Consider the following 16,477-nt stretch of genomic DNA (forward strand, 5'->3'; position numbering starts at 1 on the left):
GTTGTGGTCGCGCATGCACCAAGCTAGGAGCACGACGGGTGCCGCCGACGCCACCTCCACACCCTCGAGAAAGACACCGGCATGATGTCGCTGACCGCCGCCTCCGCCATGGCCCTCGTCGCCCTGGGCATGGTGCTCACCCCGGGCCCGAACATGATGTACCTCGTCTCGCGGAGCATCAGTCAGGGCCGCCGCGCGGGCCTCGTCTCGCTCGCCGGCACCGCGGTCGGCTTCGTCGTCTACATGACGATGGCCAACGTCGGCCTCGCCGCGGTGTTCCTCGTGGTTCCCTGGCTCTACACGGCACTGAAGGTCGCCGGCGCCGCCTACCTGCTCTGGCTGGCCTACAAGACGCTGCGACCCGGAGGCGCCTCCGTCTTCGACACCCGTGATCTGCCCCGCGACTCCACGGCCGAGCTCTTCCGCATGGGGCTCGTGACGAACCTGCTGAACCCGAAGGCGGCGATCATGTACCTCGCCCTCATCCCCCAGTTCGTCGACCAGAGCGCCGGCAGTGTCGTCGCCCAGGGCTTCCAGCTCGGCGCGGTCCAGATCGCCGTGAGCCTCGCCGTCAACGCCGGCATCATCGTCGCCGCCGGGTCCATCGCGGTCTTCCTCCGCCGCAGACCGAGCTGGATGCGCTGGCAGCGGTGGGCCACCGGCACCCTTCTCGGCGCCGTGGGCGTCAGGCTCGCCCTGGACGCGCCCGCCCCGGCTGCGGCCGGATAGCCATCGGCTCACGGGACTCGCACGACGTCGGCTGGTGGTGTCGAACACTGCCGACCTCCGGGCCGCGGAAACATCATCAAGAACCCGTGTCGATGTACCGAGCCCTAACCTGATGGCATGGGGATGCAGAAGAAGGCGTTGGCCACCCTCGTCGCACTGGTGGCCGTCACAGGTTTGCTGTCCAGTTGCGCGTCGACCGCGCCAGCGACCGGGACGCCGTCAGAAGAAGCAAGCGCGACGTCCGCCGCGCAACCGAGCGACGGTACCGAGGAGTGGCCGGCAGGCGCCGACACCGACACCCCGTCGTGCCAGGACGCCTCGTCGGCCGTCCTCGCAGTGGTCAACGACTCATTGCTCCAGACGGCCTCCTCGAACGGCACCGTCATGTCCGCACTGCCCTGGCTGAGCGCCCACCCCGATCCTGACCTCGGGACATGGACCCTCACCGGCCTGGTCGAGACCACCCAAGGCACCGAGGGCGGATACTTCGTCGTCTTCGCCACGGCGGACGACCCCACCTCAGCTGCATTCGACGGGGCAGTATTCGCACTGGGCGCCGCAACCGGGGTGACGAACCTCCCACCTCTCGAGCCGGCCTACGTGGGACCGACCGACATGGACGATGTACCGCCCGCCGCACTCAGCTGCGGAACGCAACGGTCGCAGAATCCGTAAGCCTCACCTCCCGAGCCCCCACTTTCCCTCAGGGCCCGCTCAACGATGCCCTTCCGGGCCTTACTTCGACGTCAGCGATCGTATCCAGCGAGGACGTAGACGGAGATACTGGTGATCGCTGCGTCGGCGATGCGGTTCCGGGTGGCCGGGTCGACCCCGGCTTTCGCGAGCGCTTCCAGACCACGGTGTGTCGTCAGGATGAGGCCACCCAGGGCCGCCGCCTCCGCCTCCGGATCGACGAGTCCGGCGCGCTGCGCCTGTTCCACGAGCTGCCGGCAGCTGTCGAGCAGTGTGTCGTACGCGGCTGACGAACGAGCGGCGATGTCTTCATCCTCGGAGGCGAGTTCAGCGGTCCCCTTCGCAAGGAGGCAGCCGGACGAGGAATGGATCGATGCCCTCGACCTCAACTACCTCTCCGCCGTCCGCCTCACCGGCGCTCTCTTGCCCGCCCTCCGCGAGGCCGGCGCCGGCAGCGCGGTCGTCAACATCTCTTCCGGCGCCGCAGTCACCCCGCAGGGCCCGATGGCGCACTACGGTGCCGCCAAGGCCGCCCTCGCCGGCTACGGCAAGGCGCTAGCCTCCGAGCTCGCCCCAGCCGGCATCCGGGTCACCACCGTCACTCCCGGCAACGTCCTCACCCCGGGCGCCGACGCTCTTCGTCAGACGATCGCCGACGCGATGGGGGTGCCCCTCGAAGCGACGACCGCGGGCGTTCCCCTCGGCCGCCCCGGCGATCCGCGCGACGTCGCCGAAGCGGTGGCGTACCTGGCCTCCGACCGCGCCCAATGGGTCACCGGCGCGAACCTCGTCGTCGGCGGCGGCGAACTCCCCACCTTCTGACACGTCCGGACCCTCACCGGTCCGACGACCTCCCGGCCGGAGGTGCAGGGCTCGACCCGCACCTCCGGCCTCCCTCCGCACGAGAACGTCGGGGCACCGCCCCGCGAAAGGCATCCGATGAACACCACCTCCACCACCGGTTGCCTCGCCGGTCGACGCGCCCTGGTCACCGGTGCATCCCGCGGCATCGGCGCGGCCATCGCCCGAGCCCTCGCGGCCGACGGCGCGTCCGTCGTCATCACCTACTGGTCCTCTGCCGACGCCGCCGACGAGCTCGTCCGGGGCATCCGCAACGCCGGCGGCCACGCCGACGCGATCCGTGCAGACGCCGGCGATGCCGCAGACGCCGTCCGCAGCGTCCAGCGCGCAGTGGAGATCCTGGGCGGCCTCGACATCGTCGTCCCGAACGCTGCCACCGCATGGAACGAAGCCTTCGCAGACGCCAGCGCCGAGCACATCGAGAAGACCCTCGACCTCAACCTCCGCGGTCCCGCGTACACCGTCCAGGAAGCGCTCCGACACATCAGCGATGGGGGCCGCATCATCCTGATCAGCTCGCTCAGCGCGCAGATCAGCCCGTTCCCCGGCCAGACCGCCGACGGGATGAGCAAGGCCGCGCTCACCGCCCTCGGCCGGTACGGCACACCCGACGAGGTCGGCAACCTCGTCGCCTGGCTCGCCTCCGAGCAGTCCTCTTACATCACCGGCAGCGTCATCAACATCGACGAAGGCGTCACCGCCTAGACAAAACCGGGCCTTGCTTCCCGCCGGCCGTCTTGATCACCGATCCGCTATCGGACACGCGAGAACGGGTACCCGTAGCAGCTCAGGCGAGCGATGCCGCCGCGCTGCGCAGACCCTCGAGTGCTGTCAGCACATGGGGCGCGAGCCCTGCGTCCTCGGACCCGTCTTCGTCCGACCACCGGGCGTATCCCTGCTTGAACGCCAGCACGCCCATCTCGCTCGCGAGGTGCGCCGTCGCCTCGGGCACTCCGCGAGTCTCGAGGGCGGCCGTCATCGCCGCGGCCATGCCGACACTCTTGAGCGCATCCCTCTCCTGCAGCTCACTGCTCGCCGCGACGGCTGCCTTCAAGCGGGGACCGAGGGCGCGGTTGCGTGGCCCCATCTCGGCGGAAGCGCGCTCGAGTCCGACAGCGACGGCCTCGAGAGGAGTCGCGTCGGCCGGCGCCTCGGTGATGCCGTCCGCCAAGAGCTTGCTGAGACTCTCCTGCCCGGCGACGAGCAGCTCTCGCTTGTCCGGGAAGTGACGGAAGAACGTGCTCTTGGTGACCCCGGCCCGCTCGCTGATCTGAGCCACCGTGGTGTCGTCGTAGCCGCGCTCGACGAAGAGGTCGACCGCGGCGACGACGAGCCGCTCGCGTGCTCCCGGTTCCCATCTGGACATGAGGCCATCCTACGTGATGCGACACTTGTCCCATCAGAGGTGCTACGGTGATGGGACATGAGTCCCATCAGGGGCCGAACGACCTACGAGGAGCACCCCATGCACGTTTTCGTCACCGGAGGTACCGGCACCATCGGCACGCCCGTCGTCGCCGAGCTGCTGGCCAACGGCCACACCGTCGTCGGACTGGCTCGCTCGGAGGCTTCCGCGGCAGCACTGGAGAAGGCTGGCGCGACGACCATCCGGGGCGGCCTCGCCGACCTCGACGCGCTCCGCGAAGGCGCTGCGCAGGCGGACGGCGTCATCAGTCTGGCCTTCGGCAGCGACTACAGCACCGCCGATGCCTTGATGCTGAGCATCGCGGAAGAGGCGACCGCCATGAGCACCCTCGGCGAGGCCCTCGTCGGCACCGACAAGCCGTACGTCGTCGTCTCGGGCACGCCGTCGACTGCCGGTCGGCCGTCCATCGAGTCCGACCCGCTGCCCCACGAGGGGCCGGTGGCTGGCCGGGCACTGTCGGTCGAGGCTGCCCTGGCCCTGTCGTCACGCGGCGTCCGCTCGTCCGCCGTGCGGATGCCGCGCACCGTCCACGAGGACGGCGAAGGCGGGTTCGCCGGCCTGCTCGCGCAGGCGGCCCGTGCAGCTGGGGTCGCCGGCTATCCCGGCACCGGTACCCAGCGCTGGCCAGCCGTGCACGCCCGTGATGCCGCGGTGCTGTTCAGGCTCGCGCTCGAGAAGGCTCCGGCCGGGACCGTCTGGCACGCCGTGGCCGACGAGGGCGACGCCGTGATCGACATCGCGACGGTCGTCGGGCGTCGCCTCCGCCTGCCGGTGGAGCACGTCCCGGATGAGACGTTCGGACCGTTCGGTCCGATCTTCGCAGCCGACCAGCCGTCGTCGAGCGCGTACACACGCAAGGCGCTCGGCTGGAAGCCGAAACACCCCAGCCTCCTCGCCGACCTGGAGAACCTCCAGCCCTAGACCCAGCGCGAGGCCTGCGGCAAGGCATTCCCTATCGGGCCACCGTCATCGTGACGCGGTCCTGCCTGGGAGCCGTACTAGGTCCTTCCTACATCGAGCGCCCCACTTGCAGAGGAAAGACCACCATCCTCACCGTGGCCGATGAGCCCGTGCACATCGCGCCCAGATCGCCAGTAGGCATACAGGCCACTGGTCGCGTGCACCGCTGGTGGCCAGTGGCTCACCCGGAGACCGCGATGGGCCTGCGGCGCCGCTCGAGCGCGCAGATGACGAGAGCGATGACCGCGCCCAGGACCGCTCCTACGGTGTTCATGAACCAGTCGTTCGTGTCGCAGCGGCGACCGAGGACGGGTGCCAGGGCCTGTACGAATTCGACGACGGCGGAGAGGGCGACCGCACCGGTGAGGACTGTGAGCGGCCGGTTCGTTGCCGTCCCGAGGAAGAGCACGAGCGGCAGCAGCATCGCGACGTTGGCGAGCGTGTCGATCCCCCGGAACGGAACGCTGAACTGCACGGTGCAGGTGACACCGCCGGGCCGAGCCCCGTCGGGCAGCAGGGTCAGGACGAGCACCGCGGCGAGTGCCACGGCAGAGAGGCCGAGGAGGACACGCCGGAGCCGGAACCGGAGCAGGCCCCAGGCGAGCAGGGTGGCGGCCGCGACGGCGACCCAGAACCCGATGCGGACGAGGGGCGCGTGTTCGACGAGGAACGTGGAAATCACCGGGGGCCGTCGCTTTCTCGGTCGAGGCGCGTGAGCCAGACGTTCATGAGCGCGGACTCCTCGGGGAGGAGGGCGCCAGACCCGCCCTCGGCGAGCTGCGCACGGAGCTGCCGCCGGGCGGCTGTGGCGGCGTCGAACGACGCCGGCGGGGAACCCGCGACGAGGACGGCACCGAGAACGGCGTCGCGGAGCGCGTCAGCGACCGCATCCGCCTGTCGCGCGGGACGCGGGGCCGTCATCTCGTCGAGGGCGAACCCGATGTTGGCCGCCAAGATCATCCCCGATGCGACGTCGACTTCGAGACGGAGAAGCCCCGCGGCCGCGCACCGAGAGAGCGTCCGCTCGAGCAGCGCCCTCACACCGTCCGCTGCGCGACCGCCCGCCCAGGGTCGCGGCGCGAACATCAGGCGATAGAGGGCGGGGTTCTCCCTCGCGAAATCGAGGTGGTCACCCCACCCGCGGCGCAGGTCCGCCGCCGGGTCGTCGGTGGCCTCGAGCTCGGCCTTGCGGGCGGCGTAGCGCTGCAGGCCCGTCTCGGCCAGGGCGTCGAGGAGACCCCGCTTGTCGCCGAACACCCGATACAGCACCGGCTGGGTCACACCGACGGCCTCACAGACCGCTCGTGTGGCGATCTCGCCGTCGGACGCGGCGACCAGTTGTTCCTCGGCCGCCGCGAGCAGCGCGCTCCGGAGGTCGTCGTCGGATCGGATCATGCCCTCAGCTTAGGGCACTTGCTATCAGTTGTCGTATCTGTGATAGTTCTTACGTATCGGCGAAACTGCTGAGCAATAGCAACGAAAGGCAGATCATGAGCACTGATTCCCAGCGCGTCGCCGTCGTCACGGGTGGCTCCCGCGGCATCGGCCGCGCCATCTCCACCCGACTCTCCCGTGACGGGTTCACGGTCGTCGTCGCATCAGCCAGCGGGGGTGCCGCGGCCGCCGCGACCATCGACGAGATCGAGATTGCCGGCGGCCACGCTGTCGCCATGCAGGCCGACGTCGCCGACGAGCATGCCGTGGCGGCGATCTTCGACAGGGTCGCGAACGACTTCGGGGGCGTCGACGTCGTGGTGCACTCGGCCGGACGCCTCGGCTTGTCGACCATCGCCGAGCAGGACCTCGAGGCCCTCGACGACCTGCACAGGACGAACGTCCGCGGCACCTTCGTCGTCGCACAGCAGGCAGCACGTCGACTGCGCCCCGGGGGTGCCTTCGTCGGCATGTCGACCTCCGTCGTCGGAACGCAGTTCCCCACCTACGGCGCTTACGTCGCGAGCAAGAGCGCGGTCGAGGGCATGGCGCTGATCCTGGCGAAGGAGCTCCGTGGCCGGGACGTCACGGTGAACGTGGTCGCTCCGGGCCCGACCGCGACGGAGCTGTTCCTCGACGGCAAGACGCAGGAGCAGATCGACGCCCTGGCCAAGGTCCCGCCGCTCGAGCGCCTCGGCACCCCGGAGGACATCGCCGGCGTGGTGGCGTTCCTTGCCGGGCCGGACGGGCGCTGGGTGAATGGCCAGACCATCCGTGTCAACGGCGGCATGGTCTGATGACGACACCACCGGTCATCCTCGTCACCGGCGCCTCCACAGGATTCGGTCGGCTCACGGCAGAGTCGCTGGCACGCGCAGGCCACGTCGTCGCGGCGGGCATGCGCGCCGTCGACGGGAGGAACGCGGCTCATCGCGACGCCCTGGCCGACCTCGCCTCTCGTGAGGGGCTGACGCTTGGCGCCGTCGAGCTCGACGTCCAGTCGCAGGAATCCGTGGACGCTGCTGTCGACACCGTCATCAAGGCGCACGGCCGCATGGACGTCGTCGTGCAGAACGCCGGCCACATGGCCTTCGGTGCCGCTGAGGCTTTCACACCGGAACAGTTCGCGCACCTGTACGACGTCAACGTGATCGGCGGCCACCGGGTAGCCCGCGCCGCCCTGCCGCACATGCGCTCCCAGCGCTCGGGCTTCGTCGTGTGGGTGGGCAGCTCCTCGACCCGCGGCGGGCACCCTCCGTTCCTCGCCCCGTACTTCGCCGCCAAGGCCGGCATGGACGCTCTCGCCGAGAGCTACGCGGCCGAGACGATCCGGTTCGGCATCGACAGCTCGATCGTCGTCCCCGGAGCGTTCACCTCGGGCACGAACCACTTCACCAACGCCTCCACCCCGGCGGACGAGGCGCGGGTGACCGACCACGACGCCGAGTACGGCACGCTCCGCCGCGAGCTGACCGACCGCCTCGCCGCGATCGTGCCGCCCGAGGCCGACGTACAGGACGTCGCCGACGAGATCGTGCGCCTGGTCGGCCTGCCCCAAGGGACGCGCCCGTTCCGGTCGCACGTCGACCCATCCCGCGACGGCAGCGAAGTCGTGTCCGCGGTCGCCGACCGCATCCGTGCCGAGTTCTACCGCCGCGTCGGCATCGAGGACCTCCTGCCCTCGAACGCCGCCCTCTGACCCCCGGAACGTCCGGGCCACCACCGAAAGGAAACACCATGCCCTTCGCCAACCTCAAGGTCCCCGCGGACACCCTCACGCCTGAGTCCAAGAAGAAGCTGCAGGACGCCGTCACGGACGCCATCGTCGACGTCTACGGAGAACGAGCACGCCCGACGACCCTCGTCATCCTCGACGAGGTCGCCGACGGCGGCTGGATGCTCGGCGGCACCATCCTCGACGAAGCGATGCTCGGCCGCGTCTAGTAGCGCATGTCACAGGATGAGGGGCCCGGGCGACCGGGCCCCTCATCCTGTTCGCGGCACCGAGCCTGCCGCGACTCAAGCGCGCCGGTCCCTGTTCACCCGTCGGGGGCGGTAACCGGCCCGTGGGCGGCCGTGCCGAGCTGCTGCTCGATCTGCGGCAGGAGCGCCCGCACCGCCGCGACGACGACTTCGTCCACACGATCCTCGGGAAGCCGGCCGGTGGCCGTCAACGCACTGATGCCCTCCGTCGTCGCCGCGACCAGGAACGGCATCGGACCCATCGACTCCGAACTGCGCTCCCCGAGCAACTCCGCGCCCAAGGCGAAGAAGCGCTCGGCCGAAGACTGCGCCTCGGGGTCGCGCCCCGCATTCGTGCCGTCGCCGGTCGACGCGAACATCAGCTGCATCAGGGGGCCGTTTCGCTGCGCGAAGCGAGCATGAGCGCGGATGTACTCCGTAAGCCGGCGCTCGAGGGTGCCTACTTGCCGCGCGGCCTCGAGATAGCCACGCAGCTCATCGAAACCGTCCGCCGCGATCGCGGCGAGGACGGCATCTCGGTCACGGAAGTGACGGAGCGGCGCACCATGGCTGACGCCGACGCGGCGCGCGAGCTCCCGCACCGTCACCGCCTGCCGCCCCTCTTCGATCAGAAGTGCGCGCCCCTCTCGCACGAGCTCCTCACGCAGCGACCCATGGTGATAGGAGCGTGCCTGCTGTGCCATTCCATCAGTGTAGACGTTGACAACAATGTGGCCACTGTCTACATTGGGGGCATGGACGACACCAGAGCAGGCCAAGCGCCGACCAACGAGACCGTCATCATCACCGGCGGCACCAGCGGCATCGGCCGAGCGACCGCGGTCGCCCTGGCCAAGTCCGGATCACGCATCATCCTCGCTGTCCGGAACCAGGAGAAGGGGCAAGCAGTGGCAGCGACCCTCCCGGGCACTCCGGGGACGCACCGCGTCCTGCCACTCGACCTCGCGCGGCTTGAGACGGTGCCGGACTTCGCAGACCTTATCGACGAACCGATCGCCATCCTCGTCAACAACGCAGGCGTCGAGTCCAAGGACCTCCAGCGGACGGCCGACGGTCACGAGCTCCAGTTCGGTACGAACCACCTGGGGCACTTCCTCCTGACGACGCTGCTTCTGCCGCACATCACCGACCGCGTCGTCACCGTCGCCTCCCAGGCGGAGCGCATGGCTCGGCTCGACCTCGACGACCTCGATTGGCACAGGCGCCCGTACCATGCGAGCCGGGCGTACGCGGACTCCAAACTCGCCAACCTGCTGTTCACGTCGGAGCTGGACCGGCGGCTGCAGACGTCGGGCTCTCGAGTGCGGGCGCTGGCCGCCCATCCGGGGTTGGTCAAAACAGCCATCTACGACCGGCCGGCCGGTCAGCGCCCCAACCTCTGGGACCGGCTCGTCCCGATCTTGGGGCAGGAGCCGGAAGACGGTGCGCTGCCGTCGCTGTTCGCTGCCTCCGCCGACCTCCCCGGCGGCACCTTCGTCGGACCCCAGCGGATGATGCACATGCGAGGCGGAGCTGAGGTGATCAGCCAGTCGAAGCAGGCCCGGAACTCGGAGACCGCAGCGAGACTCTGGTCCATCTCCGAGCGGATGACGGCAGCGGGCACCCGCCCGTGAGCCTCGTCCAGGATCGTCCCCGCGCACTCTGGACCGGCGTACGCGGATGGCACCGACCGCTCGTCGCCTTCACCACAGTGATGTGCTTCTGGGCTGTGGTGTGTCTGGTCGGGCTGATCCTCGATCCGCGGACATTGGCAGGAGACCCGATCTGGGCCAAACCTCTCAAGTTCTCGATCTCCCTCGCGCTCTACGCGATCACCCTTGCGTGGATGCTCTCGATGGTGCAGCGGCCCGTCCTGCGTCGGATCGGTTGGTGGGCCGGAACCATCGGCGCAGCCGCGTCTCTCTTGGAGATCGTCGTCATCTCGATCCAAGTGATTCGCGGCGTGGGAAGCCACTTCAACGTCTCGACTCCGACGAACCAGCTCTTCTACCAGCTCATGGCCGGTGGGGTCACCCTCATGTACTGCGCGACACTGGTCATCGGAGCCTTTCTGACCATGTTCTCCCGGAACGAGGACAGGGCGCTGGCGTGGTCCCTGAGGCTCGGACTGATCATCGCCCTGGTCGGCCTGTCCGTGGGGTTCCTCATGGTGATCCCCACCGCGGGCCAGCTAGCCGACCCGACATCGTCGACCTACGGCTCCCACTCCGTCGGCGGCGACGACGCGACCGGCGGCATCTTCTTCCTCGGCTGGAACACCTCCCATGGAGATCTCCGCGTGTCCCACTTCATCGGCATGCACGCACTACAGGTCCTGCCGATCCTCGCGATCGCGCTCCCCCGGACACTCCGTGACGCCGATCGGCTCCGCATCGTCGTCGTGGCCGGAGCGACGTACGCTGCCGTCACGGCGATCGCCCTGTGGCAGGCGTTGCGCGGACAATCGCTCATTCACCCCGACGCCGTGACCTTCACAGCAGCCGGGATCGCCGTCACACTGGCCGCGATGGGCTTCGTGACAATTGCCATGCACAGACGCAACCAGCACAGGTAGCGCTAGGCCACGGCGGAACGGCACGCCGATGGACGAAGTCGAAGTCGAGGTCGCGCTCGATGAACGTCGGGTCTCTCCTCCAGGTCCCTCTGGACCATCGCCTAGCGAGACGCCTCGTCAAGGCTTGCCCGCACACCCTTTCGGTAGCCGAGCCATGCTGCCAGCACGAGCAAACCGATGACGAAGATGACGGCGCCCACAAGGCTGTCGGTCGAGAACACGTGCACACCCTCGGCGGTGAACGTCGTGTCCGACAGGGGCGCATAGGCGAACCACCCGAAAGACACCGGCTGCGCCGCGGCGATGGCAACAACGACGACGCCCACAGCCAACGCGGCCAAACCGGCAGTAAGAACGAGGCGGGAAGTCAGGCCGGCGCGACGCATCATGCCTGGACCATAGCGCGCCGGTCCGTGCACCAGGATTTCCCGAGAGTTGCCCGCCGTCCAAAAGACTGATGGATGTGGTCGATGGCCGATCGTCTACCGGGCAGACGCCGGTTGCTACCTAACGACGCGGTCGCTTAGTCCGGTCGTGCCAAGGAAAACCGCGCATGAGGCGGTCGAGTGGACGAAGGCGGACCGGTTCAGGCCGGTGCTCAGTTCGGGGAGCATCTCCACGATGATCCACATCGTTCACCGAGTCGGCGGGCCTAAGCGCTCTCGCGTCAGCCTCAGCGAACCACCCGCGTTCTTCGAACATGACGACCTCCATCGGTCCCAGGAAACATCTCAGCCGGAGAGGTCGCGGTCAACGATCGTCATATGAGACGACTCAGCACCAGGCCATCAGACGCGCTCCCATCGCCCTTTTCGTAGGGCGCGGCTCGTCACGCCGGTCATCGTCACGACGAGGAGGATGAGTAACGCGATGAGGAGGACGCGCTCGTCAGCGGCGAATCCGCTCGCGAAGAGCGTCCAAAGCGGTGCGACAGTGCAGCTCAGTCCGAGGAGCGTTACCGCCACGACGCGTACCGCACGTTCGTTCCTCAGCGCGTCGAGAACGATGGTGAGGGCGGAAAGCGCAGTGAGGATGACGGTCCAAGTCGTGGCGGGGGCGATTCGCGCTCCGGCTCTGCACGACTCGGGTGCCGGGTAGATCGCTGGGCAGATCTGTTCTGCGCCCGTCGCAAGCCATGTCGCGGCGAGCCCGCATGCTGCGATCGCCGCGAGTCGAAGCACGAAGGTCCCCATGCCGGCATCGTCTCAATCGAGACCCAGGAGCCGTCAAGGGATTGGCTCCCTCCTATTAGCCGATCCCCTATCGGACGGTGACGCGCCAAGCGCCTTTCTCGGTGCTCGCCACCGAGGAGAAGCTGACTTTCGTCACGCCCTCGCGGGACGACTCCGGGATGTCCAGCTCGAGCACGCCCTCGGCGCAGCTCGCACGGGCGGGCGTCGTGTCGACCGCACCCGCAGCCGACGTCAGACCGAACAGCCCCTCGACAAGTCCGTCGCCGAAACACTCAAGTTCGACTCGCCTGATCGTCGCGGGCTCCTTGAAGGTCGCCGAGATATCGTCGCCGGCTGCTTCCTCGCCCTGCTCGACAAGCGATGCCAAGACGGCCAGCTCGTCGCCGTCGTCCTGCACTGCTGAAGGCGCCTGGTCAAGCCACAGAGCGATATCCCCGGCCTGCTCACCGGGATCGTCCTCGGAGCACCCGACGAGGCTGACAGCACAGAGGGTCACGACGACTAGGGAGAGCGATCGAGGGCGCACGGTCGAAGGATGGCATGAAGCGCACTTCGTCGCGACGCCCCACTGCGAGGGCCCGGCCATCGATTCCCTACCGGGCACTCCCCTTCGCCGTTCAGATTTCCCCGTGACAGACGTCAAAGGCAACTCTGACGCATTCGCATTACGCACAACGTCTGATGCGGCACTCGAGCGTGATGGAATCAGAAGTAGACGCCGTCTTCGCGCAACAGTGTTCTCTCCTGCGTTCGAGCGCCGCGTGATCGCCACGACCATTCGACGTACTGCCGCGGGACGACCTGCTGATCACCGATCTCAAGCCACCAATAGACGTGGCCTCCTGTGGTGGACGACAGGACCACAAAGGCCTCGTCTCGATCAAAGTGACGGAACAGGTCGTGCAGGCCATCGAATCCGGCAGCAGATTCGACGACGAGCGAGTTTGCCAGTGTGATCAGCAGGTATGGCCCCCGCAGGCACTCGAATTCAAGAGAAACTTGAGTTGCACGCCCAAACAGCCGCCAGGAGCGCCCTCCGCTCTGAGGAGACTCCTCCACGGTGGCAGCTAGGTCACCCACAACGGACAGCCGCAGAGATCGCATATCAGTGGTCTCAGCTTTGCTCCGGGACGTTTCTGGCCTCATTTCCCCTTATCCCGGCGACCCTGTCGAGGGCTGCCTCTGGCTCAAGCCTATTCAGTGGGCACAGCTGAGCATTGGCCCAGTCGGCCTAGTCCTGTCCGATCGTCCATCCCCTACCGGGCAGCGCGAGCAGGTCCAGAGTTGCAGCTCGTCCCACGGGATAGATGAAGATGAGACGTGATCTTCCGCAGACGGCACCCGAACCCGGGAAGCCCGCCCAGGTCAGCTGACCCAGGGCCGGGCATCCCGCGAAGCGCGGCCGTGCCACGTTTCGAGACATGGCCTGACGCAGGTATCGGCGGACGCATCGGGCGGGGTGACTACACGGGCTGCTGGGTTGTCGCGGAGTGCGACCAGGTCCCGTTTCTTCCGCCGTTCGAGTATCACCTGATGTTGCCGGCCAACGAGCTCCGCAAAGAAGACGGTTCCTTTCTCCTCGTCTTTGGATGCGAGGACGAACTGCATCCAGACGGCGGCGGTCTCATCGACCTCCTCACCGACGAGCTGGACGTGGCCTGGAGCACTGAACGCGCTGATTACCTCGCTGCCCTCGACGCCTTGTCCGAAGACTTGGAGCATCGCATCGACGAGGAGAGGAAGCAGCAGGGCCTCCGACCCTTCGACTGGACCACCCCCGAGGGGGCACGCAGACAGGGCCACTGGTGGCAGGGCTGGCTGAGCTCCCGGCGACCGTAACCGCGGCCCTATAAGCGACCGCCTATTGGGACTGGCATCGACCTCTTCGGCGCACCATAGCGGCGGTGGCACCATGTCCCCTAACTCGTCGGTGCTCAGGTGTCTTGACGCCCCCGCTTGCGCCAACCCCGAACACGCCTAAGCCAACCAGCGGTAGCGATGGCAGCCGGGACCCCACCTCCAGCTAGAAGGCCGGCGGCGTGACCTTGGTAAGCCTCGAAGCAGTCGTCGCACAAGCTCCGTGTGGCTGTCTGGCGGGGCAATCCAGGCAGGCTTTTCAAGCATTGATCGCACCGGAATGGCATGACCCCAGCCTAGGAGCACCGAGGCGCGCAAGCCTTGCTGGCTGCCTCGCCTTCCGCTAGCGGCGCACCTCTTGAGCCCATGCTGGCCAGGCCTCAGCGTCCGCATCGAGGTCGATACCTTCGAGGCGAATGAGAGTGACGTTGATCATGGTGCTTGTCACGGCCCAAAGGCTGTGTCGACGGCCACCTGAACTTGTCGCGACCCAATCCAAAACCTCTCCCAGGTCAGCCTCCGAGAGTTCCCACTCCTCTTTCGCCGCGCCATCTGCCGACCAGAAGTACACGCGATAGGTCGGGTCATCCAATTGCGAGGTCTGATCTCGCGGATCAATTGGGACAGCTTTCATGGAGCGACCGTAACTTCCGCGACTACGACCGCCAAGGCTGCCGATGAACGATCCCCTTTTGGGACGGCGGGCCTTCAAACTTTTGCGGGTTTCAGGTAGACGCGAGATCCGATCCGTCGATGCCGTCGTAACTGTGCCGTGGGCTCCAGAAACGCTTCGGAAGATGGCCGTCTTTGGCTTCGGCGGGATGACGGTAGGCCTCTTCGTCGATGAACTCATCGAGACCCGCCAAGGGGTCCTGTCCCTCTTCGATTTCCTCCCGCACCATGGCCGGGGTCATCTCGCGACCTTCGCCCGTGAAGTCGTCCACGACGAGGCCCGGCGCGTCAGTAGCGAGCACTCGGAGGCGTTGCCCCTGCTCTCGAGACAGGGTCAGCATGTGATCGTCTCGAGGATCAACGAGGCGTCCACCTGCTGGCCATTCCAGAAGCCCCTGGGTCTCTGCCATGTCCAAGATGCGCGAAGCAGTCCGCTCGTCGAGATACGAGAAATCGATCTGCCAGTCGCGTTGGTCTTCCAAGCGGGCATTCGATGGCCTCACGCGGGTTGCCCGCCCGACCCATTCAGGGAACTGAGCCACCAATTCGGCAGCTCTGTCCCCGTCAGTCCGGACAAAGGCCCCGTCCTCCTTAAGGGTGAACACCCACGAGGCATCTGACGGGTAGATCGCCAACGATTCCCCATCCTTCCCTGAGGAAAGCGCCAACGCGGCTGCAAGGCCAGGATCGTCTAGTCCGAGCTGGGTAACGTACGCGTGCTCGTAGATAGGAAGCTCTTCGGGACAGTCTGGATCGGCCATCCACGTCGCGCTGATGTCCGAGTGCCATAGGCGTGCCGGGAAGAAACGCTTGAGCCACGAGTCACGATCTCCAGGCTCCGGTCCACGAGACCATGCAAAGGTCGAGACGAAGACGCTGGCGTCGGTTGCGCCTTGCCTCAGGGCTCGAAGAAGCGTCAGGTCGCGGAAGATGATCTCGGCGTATTGCATGGCCTGCTCGGCATGCTGATGCAAGGTCGGGAGCCTGTCGAACTCCAGGAGGACCCCACTGCCGAAGCGGTAGTCCTCCACCGAACCAGGCGGCGCCGGCGACCAACGCTGACCCCAATGTGTGGATAGCTCCGCGAGTGTTTCCATCGAAGGGAGGTCAGCCATGCCGCAACACTAGAGAATCCAAGCAATCCCTAAGGCCACCGAACCGGACTCCTTCGCGTCCCCCATGAGCCGAAATGGCCGCTGCACCATTCCCTATCGGGCTACTCGACAGGCATTCTGCGGCTGCGCATCTCTGCGTCTGCCATTCTCAACAGATGCTGAGCAGTGTTGCCATCGTGTCGCTGGGATTCTTCGTGTGGTCCATAGTTCGACTGGTTCACGTTCGCAGGTCCCGAGCAGCCGGCCAAACGCCGGACAAGAAGTTCGTTCGAGACAGCAGGATTGTCCTAGCCCTGTCTGCCCTAGCGGTGATCGCAACCTTTGTCGTCGGCATGGTGTTGTTGCCTCGCCTCTAGAGTCGACTCGCGTTACAGTCACCGCTCCTCTATCGGGACGGCTCGAGCGAGGTCGCCACAGCTCACTGGCATGATCATTGTGTGCATGCCGAGCCCCCTGTCATTAAGCGACTCAAGCACGCTTTCGCGTGGCGAGGTGATCGAACAGACTCTGTTTCTCGGGCCGATGTCACGCGATGGTGGCGCGATGCAGACATACTCAACGAACTGGGGCCAGATCTGGCACAGCTCTTCTCTGACGCTTCTCCGACCGTCGTCATGGGGACCGAATCCAGAGGCAGTCTGCTCGGGGTCCTCACTGCCCGGCACCTTCACACCGGCTTCGCCGAGGTCCGAAAGAACCCGGAAAGATCAGCGGACAGCGACGCCTGGTGGGAGACCGTCGCGGGCCCCGACTACCAAGATCGAAACCTCCACCTCGGAGTGCGCCGGGCCCTTCTCAAAGCCGGCGACAGGGTGCTCTTTGTCGACGACTGGATCGCGACGGGGGCACAGGCCGAAGCGTGCCACCGCCTGGTCAAGATGAGCGGCGCGTCGTGGGTCGGGGCAGCGGTTGTCGTAGACGGCCTCGAAAGGACATCTCTTCGTCGATCCCTCACGCTTCGCTCACTGCTATCGGTTCGGGACCTCTAGCCCGGCCTTGT

23 protein-coding genes are annotated in these 16,477 nt (G+C 67.1%); 12 read left to right on the forward strand and 11 right to left on the reverse strand.

What is annotated here, in order from left to right:
• Nucleotides 1-81 precede the first annotated feature (81 nt).
• Both AC1MBW_RS02145 and AC1MBW_RS02150 read left to right on the forward strand, forming a co-directional pair.
• Nucleotides 82-729: a LysE family translocator gene (locus tag AC1MBW_RS02145; RefSeq protein ID WP_054146690.1), complete on the forward strand. Its 648-nt coding sequence runs from the start codon at nt 82-84 to the stop codon at nt 727-729.
• A gap of 117 nt (nt 730-846) precedes the next feature.
• Nucleotides 847-1,404, forward strand: coding sequence for a hypothetical protein (locus tag AC1MBW_RS02150; protein ID WP_054146691.1), 558 nt, complete (start codon nt 847-849; stop codon nt 1,402-1,404).
• 71 nt (nt 1,405-1,475) lie between these two features.
• Here the strand turns inward: AC1MBW_RS02150 and AC1MBW_RS02155 are convergent, their stop codons facing one another.
• On the reverse strand, nt 1,476-1,811 hold the full coding sequence (locus AC1MBW_RS02155; RefSeq protein ID WP_480025298.1) for a TetR family transcriptional regulator C-terminal domain-containing protein: 336 nt from the start codon (nt 1,809-1,811) through the stop codon (nt 1,476-1,478).
• Between AC1MBW_RS02155 and AC1MBW_RS02160 the strand changes: the two genes are divergently transcribed.
• Nucleotides 1,726-2,244 (forward strand): SDR family oxidoreductase, encoded by a 519-nt coding sequence (locus tag AC1MBW_RS02160; RefSeq protein ID WP_235451065.1) that lies wholly within the window; start codon nt 1,726-1,728, stop codon nt 2,242-2,244. The genes AC1MBW_RS02155 and AC1MBW_RS02160 overlap by 86 nt on opposite strands.
• A gap of 117 nt (nt 2,245-2,361) precedes the next feature.
• Complete coding sequence (locus AC1MBW_RS02165) at nt 2,362-2,988, forward strand: SDR family NAD(P)-dependent oxidoreductase (protein ID WP_054146692.1); 627 nt, start codon at nt 2,362-2,364, stop codon at nt 2,986-2,988.
• 82 nt (nt 2,989-3,070) lie between these two features.
• Here the strand turns inward: AC1MBW_RS02165 and AC1MBW_RS02170 are convergent, their stop codons facing one another.
• Nucleotides 3,071-3,649 carry a TetR/AcrR family transcriptional regulator gene (locus tag AC1MBW_RS02170; protein WP_054146693.1) on the reverse strand — a complete coding sequence of 193 codons (579 nt, stop codon included), beginning with the start codon at nt 3,647-3,649 and terminating at the stop codon, nt 3,071-3,073.
• Nucleotides 3,650-3,748: 99 nt separating this feature from the next.
• Between AC1MBW_RS02170 and AC1MBW_RS02175 the strand changes: the two genes are divergently transcribed.
• Nucleotides 3,749-4,630 (forward strand): SDR family oxidoreductase, encoded by an 882-nt coding sequence (locus AC1MBW_RS02175; protein ID WP_480025299.1) that lies wholly within the window; start codon nt 3,749-3,751, stop codon nt 4,628-4,630.
• Between the two features lie 220 nt (nt 4,631-4,850).
• Here AC1MBW_RS02175 and AC1MBW_RS02180 read toward each other — a convergent pair whose 3' ends face one another.
• Nucleotides 4,851-5,351 carry a VanZ family protein gene (locus AC1MBW_RS02180; RefSeq protein ID WP_480025300.1) on the reverse strand — a complete coding sequence of 167 codons (501 nt, stop codon included), beginning with the start codon at nt 5,349-5,351 and terminating at the stop codon, nt 4,851-4,853.
• Entirely contained in the window at nt 5,348-6,064 is a 717-nt protein-coding gene (locus AC1MBW_RS02185; RefSeq protein ID WP_054146696.1) for a TetR/AcrR family transcriptional regulator, read from the reverse strand. The genes AC1MBW_RS02180 and AC1MBW_RS02185 overlap by 4 nt, the downstream gene beginning before the upstream one ends.
• Before the next feature lie 95 nt (nt 6,065-6,159).
• On the opposite strand from AC1MBW_RS02185, the gene AC1MBW_RS02190 reads away from it, so the two are divergent.
• From AC1MBW_RS02190 to AC1MBW_RS02200, 3 genes are read left to right on the forward strand one after another with little or no spacing between them, the layout of a single operon-like run.
• Complete coding sequence (locus AC1MBW_RS02190) at nt 6,160-6,900, forward strand: SDR family oxidoreductase (protein WP_152970320.1); 741 nt, start codon at nt 6,160-6,162, stop codon at nt 6,898-6,900.
• A complete protein-coding gene (locus AC1MBW_RS02195; protein WP_054146697.1) occupies nt 6,900-7,802 on the forward strand; it encodes an SDR family oxidoreductase in 903 nt (300 codons plus the stop codon). Before AC1MBW_RS02190 ends, AC1MBW_RS02195 begins: the two co-directional genes overlap by 1 nt.
• 38 nt (nt 7,803-7,840) lie before the next feature.
• Nucleotides 7,841-8,047: a tautomerase family protein gene (locus AC1MBW_RS02200; RefSeq protein ID WP_054146698.1), complete on the forward strand. Its 207-nt coding sequence runs from the start codon at nt 7,841-7,843 to the stop codon at nt 8,045-8,047.
• Between the two features lie 95 nt (nt 8,048-8,142).
• Here AC1MBW_RS02200 and AC1MBW_RS02205 read toward each other — a convergent pair whose 3' ends face one another.
• On the reverse strand, nt 8,143-8,769 hold the full coding sequence (locus tag AC1MBW_RS02205) for a TetR/AcrR family transcriptional regulator (protein WP_082383455.1): 627 nt from the start codon (nt 8,767-8,769) through the stop codon (nt 8,143-8,145).
• Nucleotides 8,770-8,820: 51 nt separating this feature from the next.
• Between AC1MBW_RS02205 and AC1MBW_RS02210 the strand changes: the two genes are divergently transcribed.
• Entirely contained in the window at nt 8,821-9,699 is an 879-nt protein-coding gene (locus tag AC1MBW_RS02210; RefSeq protein WP_054146745.1) for an SDR family NAD(P)-dependent oxidoreductase, read from the forward strand.
• Nucleotides 9,696-10,640 carry a hypothetical protein gene (locus AC1MBW_RS02215; protein WP_152970321.1) on the forward strand — a complete coding sequence of 315 codons (945 nt, stop codon included), beginning with the start codon at nt 9,696-9,698 and terminating at the stop codon, nt 10,638-10,640. Before AC1MBW_RS02210 ends, AC1MBW_RS02215 begins: the two co-directional genes overlap by 4 nt.
• A 101-nt stretch (nt 10,641-10,741) precedes the next feature.
• Here AC1MBW_RS02215 and AC1MBW_RS02220 read toward each other — a convergent pair whose 3' ends face one another.
• The 4 genes from AC1MBW_RS02220 to AC1MBW_RS02235 form a co-directional block, all read right to left on the reverse strand.
• The gene (locus AC1MBW_RS02220; protein ID WP_480025301.1) at nt 10,742-11,029 is read right to left on the reverse strand and encodes a hypothetical protein; all 288 of its coding nucleotides are present in this window, start codon (nt 11,027-11,029) and stop codon (nt 10,742-10,744) included.
• 399 nt (nt 11,030-11,428) lie between these two features.
• A complete protein-coding gene (locus AC1MBW_RS02225) occupies nt 11,429-11,833 on the reverse strand; it encodes a hypothetical protein (RefSeq protein ID WP_054146702.1) in 405 nt (134 codons plus the stop codon).
• A gap of 67 nt (nt 11,834-11,900) precedes the next feature.
• The gene (locus AC1MBW_RS02230) at nt 11,901-12,329 is read right to left on the reverse strand and encodes a hypothetical protein (protein WP_054146703.1); all 429 of its coding nucleotides are present in this window, start codon (nt 12,327-12,329) and stop codon (nt 11,901-11,903) included.
• Between the two features lie 209 nt (nt 12,330-12,538).
• Nucleotides 12,539-12,892 carry a hypothetical protein gene (locus AC1MBW_RS02235; protein ID WP_152970322.1) on the reverse strand — a complete coding sequence of 118 codons (354 nt, stop codon included), beginning with the start codon at nt 12,890-12,892 and terminating at the stop codon, nt 12,539-12,541.
• Nucleotides 12,893-13,237: 345 nt separating this feature from the next.
• On the opposite strand from AC1MBW_RS02235, the gene AC1MBW_RS02240 reads away from it, so the two are divergent.
• The gene (locus AC1MBW_RS02240; RefSeq protein ID WP_054146704.1) at nt 13,238-13,672 is read left to right on the forward strand and encodes a hypothetical protein; all 435 of its coding nucleotides are present in this window, start codon (nt 13,238-13,240) and stop codon (nt 13,670-13,672) included.
• A 361-nt stretch (nt 13,673-14,033) separates the two neighbouring features.
• Here AC1MBW_RS02240 and AC1MBW_RS02245 read toward each other — a convergent pair whose 3' ends face one another.
• A complete protein-coding gene (locus AC1MBW_RS02245) occupies nt 14,034-14,324 on the reverse strand; it encodes a hypothetical protein (protein WP_152970323.1) in 291 nt (96 codons plus the stop codon).
• 91 nt (nt 14,325-14,415) lie between these two features.
• Nucleotides 14,416-15,477 carry a hypothetical protein gene (locus tag AC1MBW_RS02250; RefSeq protein WP_152970324.1) on the reverse strand — a complete coding sequence of 354 codons (1,062 nt, stop codon included), beginning with the start codon at nt 15,475-15,477 and terminating at the stop codon, nt 14,416-14,418.
• 437 nt (nt 15,478-15,914) lie between these two features.
• Between AC1MBW_RS02250 and AC1MBW_RS02255 the strand changes: the two genes are divergently transcribed.
• Nucleotides 15,915-16,466, forward strand: a complete 552-nt coding sequence (locus AC1MBW_RS02255; protein WP_082383456.1) for a phosphoribosyltransferase family protein — start codon at nt 15,915-15,917, stop codon at nt 16,464-16,466.
• Nucleotides 16,467-16,477: the final 11 nt, after the last annotated feature.

It is taken from the genome of Frigoribacterium sp. AP1 (assembly GCF_056680555.1).

Bases quoted from the DNA above. Each gene is read 5' to 3' on its own strand.
- AC1MBW_RS02195 (WP_054146697.1), top strand. From the start codon at position 6,900: ATGACGACACCACCGGTCATCCTCGTCACCGGCGCCTCCACAGGATTC.
- AC1MBW_RS02220 (WP_480025301.1), bottom strand. From the start codon at position 11,029: ATGATGCGTCGCGCCGGCCTGACTTCCCGCCTCGTTCTTACTGCCGGT.
- AC1MBW_RS02210 (WP_054146745.1), top strand. From the start codon at position 8,821: ATGGACGACACCAGAGCAGGCCAAGCGCCGACCAACGAGACCGTCATC.
- AC1MBW_RS02150 (WP_054146691.1), top strand. From the start codon at position 847: ATGGGGATGCAGAAGAAGGCGTTGGCCACCCTCGTCGCACTGGTGGCC.
- AC1MBW_RS02250 (WP_152970324.1), bottom strand. From the start codon at position 15,477: ATGGCTGACCTCCCTTCGATGGAAACACTCGCGGAGCTATCCACACAT.
- AC1MBW_RS02165 (WP_054146692.1), top strand. From the start codon at position 2,362: ATGAACACCACCTCCACCACCGGTTGCCTCGCCGGTCGACGCGCCCTG.
- AC1MBW_RS02200 (WP_054146698.1), top strand. From the start codon at position 7,841: ATGCCCTTCGCCAACCTCAAGGTCCCCGCGGACACCCTCACGCCTGAG.
- AC1MBW_RS02225 (WP_054146702.1), bottom strand. From the start codon at position 11,833: ATGGGGACCTTCGTGCTTCGACTCGCGGCGATCGCAGCATGCGGGCTC.
- AC1MBW_RS02205 (WP_082383455.1), bottom strand. From the start codon at position 8,769: ATGGCACAGCAGGCACGCTCCTATCACCATGGGTCGCTGCGTGAGGAG.
- AC1MBW_RS02170 (WP_054146693.1), bottom strand. From the start codon at position 3,649: ATGTCCAGATGGGAACCGGGAGCACGCGAGCGGCTCGTCGTCGCCGCG.
- AC1MBW_RS02190 (WP_152970320.1), top strand. From the start codon at position 6,160: ATGAGCACTGATTCCCAGCGCGTCGCCGTCGTCACGGGTGGCTCCCGC.
- AC1MBW_RS02175 (WP_480025299.1), top strand. From the start codon at position 3,749: ATGCACGTTTTCGTCACCGGAGGTACCGGCACCATCGGCACGCCCGTC.
- AC1MBW_RS02245 (WP_152970323.1), bottom strand. From the start codon at position 14,324: ATGAAAGCTGTCCCAATTGATCCGCGAGATCAGACCTCGCAATTGGAT.
- AC1MBW_RS02145 (WP_054146690.1), top strand. From the start codon at position 82: ATGATGTCGCTGACCGCCGCCTCCGCCATGGCCCTCGTCGCCCTGGGC.
- AC1MBW_RS02185 (WP_054146696.1), bottom strand. From the start codon at position 6,064: ATGATCCGATCCGACGACGACCTCCGGAGCGCGCTGCTCGCGGCGGCC.
- AC1MBW_RS02160 (WP_235451065.1), top strand. From the start codon at position 1,726: ATGTCTTCATCCTCGGAGGCGAGTTCAGCGGTCCCCTTCGCAAGGAGG.